10 protein-coding genes and 1 pseudogene are annotated in these 10,496 nt (G+C 70.8%); 6 read left to right on the top strand and 5 right to left on the bottom strand.

Annotated features, from left to right (window positions below):
• Both GA0115233_RS02105 and GA0115233_RS02100 read right to left on the bottom strand, forming a co-directional pair.
• Positions 1-194 (bottom strand): annotated as a pseudogene (locus tag GA0115233_RS02105) (hypothetical protein); the annotation flags it as partial.
• A gap of 34 nt (positions 195-228) precedes the next feature.
• Positions 229-1,092, bottom strand: a complete 864-nt coding sequence (locus GA0115233_RS02100; RefSeq protein ID WP_093718283.1) for a hypothetical protein — start codon at positions 1,090-1,092, stop codon at positions 229-231.
• Between the two features lie 261 nt (positions 1,093-1,353).
• Here GA0115233_RS02100 and GA0115233_RS02095 point away from each other — a divergent pair, with 261 nt between their 5' ends.
• Entirely contained in the window at positions 1,354-2,505 is a 1,152-nt protein-coding gene (locus GA0115233_RS02095) for a serine hydrolase domain-containing protein (protein ID WP_093718282.1), read from the top strand.
• A 69-nt stretch (positions 2,506-2,574) separates the two neighbouring features.
• Here the strand turns inward: GA0115233_RS02095 and GA0115233_RS02090 are convergent, their stop codons facing one another.
• Both GA0115233_RS02090 and GA0115233_RS02085 read right to left on the bottom strand, forming a co-directional pair.
• Positions 2,575-2,994, bottom strand: a complete 420-nt coding sequence (locus tag GA0115233_RS02090) for an organic hydroperoxide resistance protein (RefSeq protein ID WP_093718281.1) — start codon at positions 2,992-2,994, stop codon at positions 2,575-2,577.
• A gap of 97 nt (positions 2,995-3,091) precedes the next feature.
• Positions 3,092-4,114, bottom strand: a complete 1,023-nt coding sequence (locus tag GA0115233_RS02085; RefSeq protein WP_093718280.1) for an NADP-dependent oxidoreductase — start codon at positions 4,112-4,114, stop codon at positions 3,092-3,094.
• A gap of 105 nt (positions 4,115-4,219) precedes the next feature.
• On the opposite strand from GA0115233_RS02085, the gene GA0115233_RS02080 reads away from it, so the two are divergent.
• Positions 4,220-4,657: a MarR family winged helix-turn-helix transcriptional regulator gene (locus tag GA0115233_RS02080; RefSeq protein ID WP_093718279.1), complete on the top strand. Its 438-nt coding sequence runs from the start codon at positions 4,220-4,222 to the stop codon at positions 4,655-4,657.
• 160 nt (positions 4,658-4,817) lie between these two features.
• Here GA0115233_RS02080 and GA0115233_RS40830 read toward each other — a convergent pair whose 3' ends face one another.
• Positions 4,818-5,663 (bottom strand): SCO2400 family protein, encoded by an 846-nt coding sequence (locus tag GA0115233_RS40830; protein WP_176711605.1) that lies wholly within the window; start codon positions 5,661-5,663, stop codon positions 4,818-4,820.
• Between the two features lie 290 nt (positions 5,664-5,953).
• On the opposite strand from GA0115233_RS40830, the gene GA0115233_RS02070 reads away from it, so the two are divergent.
• From GA0115233_RS02070 to chvE, 4 genes are all read left to right on the top strand, one after another.
• A complete protein-coding gene (locus GA0115233_RS02070; protein ID WP_093718278.1) occupies positions 5,954-7,114 on the top strand; it encodes a mandelate racemase/muconate lactonizing enzyme family protein in 1,161 nt (386 codons plus the stop codon).
• Positions 7,111-8,115 carry a zinc-dependent alcohol dehydrogenase gene (locus GA0115233_RS02065; protein ID WP_093718277.1) on the top strand — a complete coding sequence of 335 codons (1,005 nt, stop codon included), beginning with the start codon at positions 7,111-7,113 and terminating at the stop codon, positions 8,113-8,115. Before GA0115233_RS02070 ends, GA0115233_RS02065 begins: the two co-directional genes overlap by 4 nt.
• A gap of 202 nt (positions 8,116-8,317) precedes the next feature.
• Complete coding sequence (locus GA0115233_RS02060; protein ID WP_093718276.1) at positions 8,318-9,286, top strand: hypothetical protein; 969 nt, start codon at positions 8,318-8,320, stop codon at positions 9,284-9,286.
• A 90-nt stretch (positions 9,287-9,376) separates the two neighbouring features.
• On the top strand, positions 9,377-10,489 hold the full coding sequence (gene chvE, locus GA0115233_RS02055) for a multiple monosaccharide ABC transporter substrate-binding protein (protein ID WP_093718275.1): 1,113 nt from the start codon (positions 9,377-9,379) through the stop codon (positions 10,487-10,489).
• Positions 10,490-10,496: the final 7 nt, after the last annotated feature.

Here is a 10,496-nt window from a genome sequence, read left to right as displayed (position 1 = left end):
GACCAGTCGTCGGCGAACGGCGTGGCCCAGGCCACCAGGTCGTCGCCCCACAGCGCCAGGGCGACGAGTGCCGCGGCGTAGAGCAGGAACGTGATCAGGCCGGGAACCAGCCCGAAGCCGTAGCTCTTGCGGTGCCGGGCCATCCAGCGCTGGCCCTTGAGGAGATAGCGGAAACCCACCCCGAGATCGTGCATGGCCGAACTCTATCGGCCGCCCCGAAAGCGCCCCTCACCCCGCCGCCACCGACACCACCACCCCGGGCTCCGCCGACGGCGACACGGCCGCCGACACCCGTACCGCCGCCGCGCGGGCCACCCGTCCGGCCCGCGCCGCGCCGGACAGCAGCAGCGGCTGGAGCTGTTCCAGTCCCGCCACCACCAGCTCCTCCCCCGCGACCAGCACCGGCCGGGCCGCCCTGGTGGTCGCGGCGGCGGCCTCGGTGAGATCGGCGAGCGGCGGCAGGGCGGCGCGTACGACACCGGCGCCCGCGTGGGCGGCGCGCTCGGCGAGGGACACCTGGAGCGGGACCAGTGGGGCGACGGCGGCGGTCAACGCGTCGGCGATGCGGCGCAGTTCGGGCCCGCCGTCGTCCAGCACCTCCGCCGCCGCGCGCAGTACCGGGGTCAGAGCGAGGACGACGCCCGCGACCAGGCCCGCGCCCGCCGGGATCAGCGGGGAGGCGGCCTCGACCAGTTCGCAGAGGGCGGCGGTGAACTCCTCCACGGCCGGTTCCACCGCGTCCAGCACCGGCAGCAGGCTGTCGCCCAGCACCGCGAGCAGCGCCTGGGCCGGTTCGCTCACCGGGTGCACGGCGAGCGGGGCGCCGGTGGTGCCGAGTCGGGCGAGGGTGTCGACGACGCGCTGGAACGCCTGCTGGGCCTGCGGGGAGGCGCTGGCCTCGGCGAGTTCGGCGGTGGTCCGGCGCAGTACGCGCAGCATCTCCGGACCCGAACCGTCCCTGGGGTCGAAGGTGTTGAGGGCGATCCTGGTGAGGTTGCCGGCCGTGTCCAGGAGCTGGCCGGTCATGTCGGTGGTGTTGCGGGCCATGCGCAGTACGTCGTCCCTGCTGGGCAGTGGCGGGATGGTCGCCATCGGGTCTCCTCGACTCGGCACCGTCGCCCTCAGGATGCCCTCTTCCCCCGTGCCCTGTAGGCCATCCGGGGTATCGGTGACACCAACTCCTCACAGGTGCAGTTGAGTCGAACGGGTACACCTCGCCGTACGGACTTCTACGACGGCGCGGGCGGTCGTCGGACGGCGGCGGGGCAGCCGGTGGGGAACCGGCCCAGTGGGTCAGGGCATGGTTCACCATGGCACACACGCACAGCGGTCAGAGAAGAACGAGGAGAGCGGATGACGCCGGAGGTTCACGGCACCGTCGCGGACGGTTTTGAAGCGGTGCGCGAGGAGTTCGCCGCTTTCGTGGCGGAGGAACGGCCCGACTACGAGGGCCAGTTGTGCGCGTATGTGCACGGGCGCAGGGTCGTCGATCTGTGGGCGGGGGACGGTGCCGACGCCGGGTCGCTGTACGGCGTGTTCTCCTCGACCAAGGGCGCCGCGCATCTGGTGGTCGCCCTCCTCGTGCAGGACGGCACCCTCGAACTGGACCGCAAGGTCACCTACTACTGGCCGGAGTTCGGCGCGGAGGGCAAGGGCGGGCTCACGCTGCGTGACCTGCTGGCGCACCGGGCGGGGCTGGTGGGCCTGGACGCCGGGTTCTCCGCGGAGGAGCTGGCGGACGACCGGGTGATCGCCGAGCGGCTCGCCGACCAGCGGCCGTTCTGGCGCCCCGGCACCGCCTTCGGCTACCACGCGCTGGTCATCGGGGCGCTCACCGGCGAGGTGGTGCGGCGGGCCACCGGCCGCACGCTCCAGGAGGTGTACGAGGACCGGGTGCGCGCGCCCTACGGGCTGGACTTCTACCTCGGCCTGCCCGAGGCGCTCGAACCCCGCTTCCGTTCGGTGCAGCCGATGGCGCCGACGCCGAAGCAGCAGGCGCTGCTGGACGCCGAGGCGACCGGCCCGCACACGCTCTCCTCCATCGCCTTCAACACCCATGTGCCGGATCCGGGCGGGCTGGTGGACCACGCCAACTCCCGTCTGGTGCGCGCGAAGGGGCCCGCCTCGGCGGGCGGGGTGGCCGCGGCGCGCGGGATGGCCGGGATGTACGCGGCGGCGATCAGCGAGGTGGACGACCGGCCGCCGCTGCTGAAGCCGGACACCATCGCGGAGTTCGGGCAGATCCACTCCGTCGGCTACGACCTGGTGGCCCGGGCGCACAAGGCGTTCGGCCTGGGCTTCCAGGCCACGGCGGACAACTGGTACCCGTTCCTCGGCGCGGGCGCCTTCGGGCACAGCGGGGCGGGCGGCGCCCAGGCCTTCGCCGATCCGCGCAGCGGTCTGGCCTACGGGTACACCAGGCGCCGGTGCGCGTTCCCGGGCGGGGCGGCACCGGAGAACGTACGGCTGGTGCGGGCCGTGCACACGGCGGCGCTGGCCGTGTGACCAGCGCGCGCACGAAGGCCGCACCCTACGTCCAAGGGTGGGGCCTTCGCAGCTGTGCAACGAACGGGGTCAGACCAGGGTCACGGTGATGTTCCCGCGGGTCGCCTTCGAGTACGGGCACACCTCGTGGGCCTTCTTCAGCAGGGCGCGGGCCGATTCCCCGTCCACGTTCGGGATGTGCGCGGAGATCTCCACGATCAGGCCGAAGCCGTCGTCGTTGCGCCCGATGCCGACCTTGGCCGTGACCGTCGAGCCGGTGATGTCGGCGCCCTCCTGGCGGGCGACCACGCCGAGGGCGCCCTGGAAGCAGGCGCTGTAACCGGCGGCGAACAGCTGCTCCGGGTTGGTCCCGGCGCCGCTGCCGCCCATCTCCCTCGGCGGGTTCACCACCACGTCGAGCCTGCCGTCGTCGGTGGCGACCCGGCCGTCGCGGCCGTTCTCGGCGGTGGCCACGGCGGTGTACAGGACGTCCGTCTGCTGGATGGACATGCGGTGTCTTCTCCTCCTCGGTCCGCCGCGACTCGCGCCCACGATCGACGACGGTTTCGGAAAGAAGTTACCGCATGCCGAAATCCAGCAGTAGGGGTCAGAGCTTGACGATCATCTTGCCGATGTTGTCGCCGCGCAGGACCCCGAAGAACGCCTCCAGGTTGTTCTCGATGCCCTCGACGACCGTCTCGCGGTACTTCAGCGCACCCGAGGCGACCCAGGGGCCGACCTCCTTGACGAACTGCGGCTGGAGGTCGTAGTGGTCGCCCACCAGGAAGCCCTCGATCCGGCCGCGGGTCTGGATCAGACGGGCGAGGTTGCGCGGGCCGGGGGCGGGCTCGGTGTCGTTGTAGACCGAGATCATCCCGCAGACGGCTATCCGGCCGTCCCGGTTGAGCCGGCCGATGGCGGCCTCCAGGTGGTCGCCGCCGACGTTGTCGAAGTAGACGTCGATGCCGTCCGGGGCGGCCTGCTTCAACTGCTCGGCGACGGGGCCGTTCTTGTAGTTGAAGGCAGCGTCGAAGCCGTACTCCTCGACCAGCAGCTTCACCTTCTCGTCGGAGCCGGCCGAGCCGATGACCCGGGAGGCGCCCTTGAGCCGGGCGATCTGGCCGACCTGGCTGCCCACGGCACCGGCGGCGCCGGAGACGAAGACCGTGTCGCCCTCCTTGAAGGACGCGGTGCGCAGCAGGCCCGCGTAGGCGGTGAGGCCGGTCATGCCGAGCACGCCGAGGTAAGTGGACAGGGGCGCGGCGTTCGCGTCGACCTTGACGGTCTGGGCGGCGCCGACGGTGGCGTACTCGCGCCAGCCGCCGAAGTGCAGGACATGGTCACCGGGGGCGATGCCGTCGATGTTCGAGGCGAGGACCTCGCCGACGGCGCCGCCCTGCATGGGCTTGTTCAGCTCGAAGGGGGCGACGTAGGACTTGGCCGCGCTCATCCTGCCCCGCATGTACGGGTCCACCGAGAGGTACGTGTTCCGCACCAGCACCTCGTCCGGTCCCGGCTGCCGGATCTCCGCCTCCACCAGGGCGAAGTCCTCGGGCTTCGGCCAGCCGACGGGGCGGCTGAGCAGGTGCCACTCGCGGCTGACGGCGGGGAGCGTGGGGGTGTCGGACATGAGGGTGACCCTTCCTGATTACTTCAGAGCCTGAAACTTCAGAACCTGAAACAACCATGCGCCTGAATATTTCAGGATGTCAAGTAACGGGGTACCCTGGTAGCCATGGCCACACCGCAGACGTCCCACCGCCCCGACTCGCTGACCATGGAGGTCGTCGACCTGATCGGGTCCGTGGTGGCGCGGTATCACGAGGAGTACGAGGAAGCCGCCGCCGAGCACGCCCTGACCGGCGCGCAGGCGCGGCTGCTGGGGCTGCTCACGCTGGAGCCGCTGCCCATGCGGAAGCTGGCGCAGCGCCTGAAGTGCGAGCCGTCGAACGTGACCGGGATCGTGGACCGGCTGGAGGCCCGAGGACTGGTGGAGCGACGGCCCGACCCCGCCGACCGGCGGGTGAAGGTGGCCGCCGCCACGGACGAGGGCCGCGAGGTCGCGCGCAGCCTGCGCGAGTCCCTCCGGTTCGCCCGGGAGCCGCTCGCGGGGCTGGGCGAGGAGGAGCGGCTGGCACTGCGGGATCTGCTGCGGCGGATGTTGGAGTCGTAGGCGGGGCGTGCGGGCGTCGTAGGCGGGCGTACGCGTCGTAGGAGGAGCGCACGGGCGGGGCGCGCGGGCGTCGCTGGCGGGGCGTACGCGTCGCAGGAGGAGCGCACGGGCAGGGCGGGTGGGGCGCGCGGGAGCCGCTGGCGGGCTCGCCGGATTCCCGCTAGGTGCACCACCACAGGAAGCGGTCGCAGGTCTCCGTCGGTTCCGGTTCCGGTTCCGGATCGGGGTCCGGGCGGGTCGGCTTCGGCGTCGGGGTGGGGGTCGGGTCCGCCGGGGTCGGGTCGGGTGCCGTCGTCGGGGGCAGGCCGCCGTCCGCCTGGCCGGACTGCGCGTCCTTCGTCGCCTCGTCCTCCGGCTGCTCGGACTCCTTGTCGTCCTTGCCCTTCTTGTCCTTGTCCGACTCCGACGGCGAGGGGGACGCGGACGTGCTCGGGGACGCCTCGTCGGACACTGTGTCCGCCGTGTCGCGGACCGGCTCCGCCGACTCCTCGGCCTCCTCGCCCGCGCCACCGTCGGCCTTGGTGTCGCCCGCTGCGGCCGGGGCGGGGGACGAACCCGGCGCGTCCAGGCCCAGTTCGGCGAGGCTCAGACCACCGGCGGCCAGCAGGAACCCCGCCGTGACGAACAGGGCGCGACGGCGGCGACGGCGGTGGGCCGCCGCCTTGCGGTCACGGCGGCTGACACCGGCCGAATCCGCCTCGTCGTCGCCCTCGCCCTCGAACCCCTCGTCCTCGGGCCCCTCGGGCTCGTACTGCTCCTCGACGCGGCCACGTCGGCCCCGGGCCGCGCGGCGGGTTGCGGCTCTGCCTCCCGGTCGTACGGCCTCCTCGGCCGTCTCCCGCGCGGCCGGCTCCGGCGCGCTCGCGGTTTCCTCGTACCGCTCGTACGAGTCCGTACGCGGCGCCTCGTCGCTCGCGTACACGCGGAGTTCTTCGACCGGCGCGCCGCAGCCCGGGCAGGCGAGGGCGCCATTCAGGTGCCGTCGGCACGGGTGGCAGTAGTCCATGACGCGGGAAGACTAAGTTCCGCGCGGAGTGCGTTCCTAGGCCCACCTGTGAAAGTTGTGTGCGGAACTACCCCTTCCGGTGGGCCGGTTGAGGTATACGCCCGATCCGTCACCGATGCGGTACGGAATGGGCACCGAAAGCCGTGTCGAAAGCGCTGTCGAAACCGTTATCCGTACGACCCATTGACACTCCGACCACCGCGTCCCTACTGTCACGTCAGCATTTCGAACGTATGACGAAATATCGAACATGCGGAATGAAGCCGACGACGCAGCAAGGGACAACTGCCGTGCGCATCACCGGAATCAGCACACACGTGGTCGGAACGCCCTGGCGGAATCTGACCTACGTACAGGTGCACACCGACGAGGGGATCACGGGAGTCGGTGAGACCCGGATGCTGGGCCACACCGACGCGCTCATCGGCTATCTGCGGGAGGCCGAGACCAACCACATCCTCGGCTCGGACCCGTTCGCCCTGGAAGACCTGGTGCGCCGGATGAAGTACGGCGACTTCGGCCGCGCGGGCGAGATCGTGATGTCCGGTATCGCCGTCATCGAGATGGCCTGCTGGGACATCAAGGGCAAGGCGCTCGGCGTCCCGGTCTGGCAGCTGCTCGGCGGCAAGGTCACCGACAAGGTCAAGGCGTACGCCAACGGCTGGTACACCACCGAGCGCACGCCCGAGGCGTACCACAAGGCCGCCCAGGGGGTGATGGAGCGCGGGTACAAGGCGCTCAAGATCGACCCCTTCGGCACCGGCCACTACGAGCTGGACCACGAGCAGACCCTGTACGCCGTCTCCCTGATCGAGGCGGTCCGTGACGCCATCGGCCCGGACGCCGAGCTGATGCTGGAGATGCACGGCCGTTTCTCCCCCGCCACCGCCGTCCGCCTCGCCCGCGAGCTGGCCCCCTTCAAGCCCGCCTGGCTGGAGGAGCCGGTCCCGCCGGAGAACCTCAAGGCGCTGGAGAAGGTCGCCGCCAAGGTGGACATCCCGGTCGCCACCGGTGAGCGCATCCACGACCGGATCGAGTTCCGGGAGCTGTTCGAGAGCCAGGCCGTCGACATCATCCAACCCGACGTCGGCCACATCGGCGGCATCTGGGAGACCCGCAAGCTGGCGGCGACCGCCGAGACGCACTACATGCTGGTCGCCCCGCACAACGTGGGCGGCTCGGTACTGACCGCCGCCTCGCTCCAGGTCGGCTTCACCTCTCCCAACTTCAAGATCCTTGAGCACTTCAACGACTTCGCGGACGCCGAGATCAAGAAGGTCGTCAAGGGCGCCCCGCAGGTCGTGGACGGGTACTTCCAACTCTCCGAGGCCCCCGGACTCGGGGTCGAGTTCGACGCCGACGCCGCCGCGGAGTTCCCGCAGCAGCAGGCGCGGTTCGACCTGTGGGCCGAGGGCTGGGAGCAGCGCAAGCCGAAGGGCGGTGGGCAGTGAGCACCTCTGTCGTCATCGAGGCGCCGGGCGAGTACCGGCTGGTCCCGCACGAGCCGCGCGAGCCGGCGGCCGGGGAGGCGCTGGTGCGTGTCCACGCGGTCGGCATCTGCGGCAGTGACCGCGAGCTGTACCAGGGCAACCGGCCCGAGGGGTACGTCCGTTACCCGCTGGTACCGGGTCATGAGTGGTCCGGGACCGTGCAGTCGGTCGGCGCCGGGGTGCCCGGGTCGCTGGTCGGGCGGAAGGTCGTCGGGGAGGGGTTCCGCAGCTGCCAGGTCTGCGACCGCTGTCACGCGGGCGAGACCACGCTGTGCGGCGCCGGGTACGAGGAGACCGGGTTCACCCAGCCCGGCGCGATGGCGTCGACGCTGACCCTGCCGGCCCGGCTGCTGCACCCGCTGCCGGACGACTGCGACCTGACCGCCGCCGCCCTGCTGGAGCCCGCCGCCTGTATCGCCGCCGCGGCGATCAAGGCGAACGCCCGCCCCGGTGAACGGGTCGCGGTGGTCGGCACCGGGACGCTCGGCATGTTCGCCGTGCAGTTCCTGCGCGCCGGATCGCCGGGCGAGCTGCTGGTGGTCGGCACCCGGCGGGACCGGGAGGCGCTGTCCCGGGAGTTCGGGGCGAGCGACTTCCGTACCCGGGACCAGGAGCTGCCCGCCGGCTTCGACGTGGTGATCGAGACCGCCGGGTCCGCCTCCGCGGCGCGCACCGCCGCCTCGCTGCTCCGGCGCGGCGGACGCCTGGTGCTCACCGGCATCCCGGCGCCGGGCGCCGACGGTCTGGACCCGACGGACCTGGTCGTACGGCAGTTGGAGGTGCACACCGTGTTCGGGGCGCCCCCGGCCGCGTGGGCGCACGCCGTCCGGGTGTTCGCGGCGGGGCTGCTGGACCCGCTGCCGCTGGTCACGCACGAGCTGTCGCTGGAGGAGTTCCCGCAGGCCATCGAGCTTGTCGGGGCCGGCGATCCGAAGGTGGGCAAGGTCCTCCTCCGGCCGTAGGACGTATCCGTCGGGCGGCAGGCGTGACCTTACGGACACGACCTGGCCACCCGGCCCCCGGCCACCCCAGCCGTACGCCGGTACGGGGGCGACCTGACGGTCCCCGTACCGGCGTACACCCCGAGCCGTACCGGTGCTCCCGGCCCTTTGCCTACCCAGAGCCGCGAACTCCGTCCGAAATACCGAACCAGAAGGACAGCTTGTGACCGACGCTTCCGCCACGGCAGCCCGTCGACCCGGTGAGCAGGCGCTCGCCGCCCTCGGCCTGGGTGCGCCCGACCTCTCCCCCGCCGACGCCTCGCCCCACACCTTCCCGGGCGGCGGCCGCTGGCGCACCGAGATCCCCTCCTGTGAGGGCCCCGAAGCGCTGGCGGTCGTCCTGAAGGAGGCCTCGCGGCTCGACGTGCCGATCCACCGGATCAGCCAGGGCAGCGGCGTGTGGATGCTGACCGACTCGGAGATCACCGAGATGGTCGAGGCCACCGCCGAACGCGACATAGAACTCTGCCTGTTCACCGGCCCGCGCGGCACCTGGGACATCGGCGGCTCCACCCGCACCGACTCCCGGGGCGCCGGACTGCGCGCCCGCGGCCACGACGCGGTCGCCGGGTGCGTGGAGGACGCCGTACGCGCCACCGAACTGGGCGTGAAGTGCCTGCTCGTCGCCGACGAGGGGGTGCTGTGGACCCTGCACCGGGGGCGGGCCGCCGGAATCCTCCCGGCCGACACCACGCTCAAGGTCAGCGCCCTGATCGGCCCGGTCAACCCGGCCGCCTACGAGGTCTACGAGCGGCTCGGCGCCGACTCGGTCAATGTGCCCAGCGATCTGACCCTGGACCATCTCACCGAGATCCGCCGGGTCTCCGCCTGCCCCATGGACATGTACATCGAGGCCCCCGACGACCTCGGCGGTTACGTCCGGATGTACGAGGTCGCCGAGCTGATCCGGCGCGGCGCCCCGCTGTACCTCAAGTTCGGCCTGTCCAAGGCCCCCGGCATCTACCCCTACGGCCACCACATGCGGGAGCTGACGCTGGCCACCGCCAAGGAGCGGGTGCGCCGGGGCCGGTTGGCGCTCGATCTGCTCGCCCGGCACGGAGCCGACGGGGAGATGGCGCCGCTCGGTTCACGGCTTCCCGGCGCACTCCGACGTTTCGAAACATATTCATAAAGGTTTCGACGCCCCCTCTTCACAGAAGCCGACGTAGTCAAACAGAATCCCACACACCCCAGCCGTGCTGAGACATCGAGGAAGATGACCATGCGCAACCGCAGAGCCGCACTCGCCGCGATAGCCACCGCCGCCTCCCTGGCCCTGACCCTGACCGCCTGCGGCCAGGACAGCGAGGGCGGCAGCGAGGAGGGGAAGGGCAGCACCGAGGGCGCCACCATCGGCATCGCGATGCCCACCAAGTCCTCCGAGCGTTGGATCGCCGACGGCGACAACGTCGTCGCCCACCTGAAGGAGAAGGGCTACAAGACCAAGCTGGTCTTCGGTGAGGACGACCCCGACCAGCAGGTCTCGCAGATCGAGAACCTCATCACGCAGGGCGTGAAGGCGCTGATCGTGGCCGCCATCGACAACAAGTCGATGAACAACGTCCTGCAGCAGGCCAAGGACGCCGACATCCCGGTCATCTCCTACGACCGCCTGATCCTCGGCACCGAGAACGTCGACTACTACGCCTCCTTCGACAACGAGAAGGTCGGCGAGCTCCAGGCCACCTACATCGTGGAGAAGCTCGGCCTGAAGGACGGCTCCAAGAAGGGCCCGTTCAACATCGAGCTGTTCGCCGGCTCCAACGACGACAACAACACCCGCTACTTCTTCCAGGGCGCGATGAACGTCCTTCAGCCCTACATCGACAAGAAGCAGCTCGTCGTCCGCTCCGGCCAGACCGAGCTGACCCAGGTCACCACCCTGCGCTGGGACGGCGGTACCGCCCAGAAGCGCATGGACGACATCCTCACCTCGTCCTACAAGTCCGAGCGGGTCGACGCGGTGCTCTCGCCGTACGACGGCATCTCCATCGGCATCCTGTCGGCGCTGAAGTCCGACGACTACGGCTCCAAGTCCAAGCCGCTGCCGATCGTCACCGGCCAGGACGCCGAGGTCGCCTCGGTGAAGTCGATCATCGCCGACGAGCAGTCGATGACCGTCTACAAGGACACCCGCGAACTCGCCAAGGTCGCCTCGAACATGGTCGACGCGGTGCTCAACGACAAGAAGCCCGAGGTCAACGACGAGAAGACCTACGACAACGGCTCGAAGGTCGTCCCCGCGTACCTGCTGGAGCCGGTCAGCGTCGACAAGTCGAACTACCAGAAGGTGGTCGTCGACTCCGGCTACATCAAGGAAAGCGACCTCAAGTAAGCGCCGG

The sequence above is a fragment of the Streptomyces sp. DI166 genome, from assembly GCF_900091315.1.
Taxonomy (GTDB): Bacteria; Actinomycetota; Actinomycetes; order Streptomycetales; family Streptomycetaceae; genus Streptomyces; species Streptomyces fuscus.
This window is presented reverse-complemented; position numbering and strand designations above follow the sequence as displayed.

Bases quoted from the DNA above. Each gene is read 5' to 3' on its own strand.
- GA0115233_RS02100 (WP_093718283.1), bottom strand. From the start codon at position 1,092: ATGGCGACCATCCCGCCACTGCCCAGCAGGGACGACGTACTGCGCATG.
- chvE (WP_093718275.1), top strand. From the start codon at position 9,377: ATGCGCAACCGCAGAGCCGCACTCGCCGCGATAGCCACCGCCGCCTCC.
- GA0115233_RS40830 (WP_176711605.1), bottom strand. From the start codon at position 5,663: ATGGACTACTGCCACCCGTGCCGACGGCACCTGAATGGCGCCCTCGCC.
- GA0115233_RS02080 (WP_093718279.1), top strand. From the start codon at position 4,220: ATGGCCACACCGCAGACGTCCCACCGCCCCGACTCGCTGACCATGGAG.
- GA0115233_RS02085 (WP_093718280.1), bottom strand. From the start codon at position 4,114: ATGTCCGACACCCCCACGCTCCCCGCCGTCAGCCGCGAGTGGCACCTG.
- GA0115233_RS02095 (WP_093718282.1), top strand. From the start codon at position 1,354: ATGACGCCGGAGGTTCACGGCACCGTCGCGGACGGTTTTGAAGCGGTG.
- GA0115233_RS02090 (WP_093718281.1), bottom strand. From the start codon at position 2,994: ATGTCCATCCAGCAGACGGACGTCCTGTACACCGCCGTGGCCACCGCC.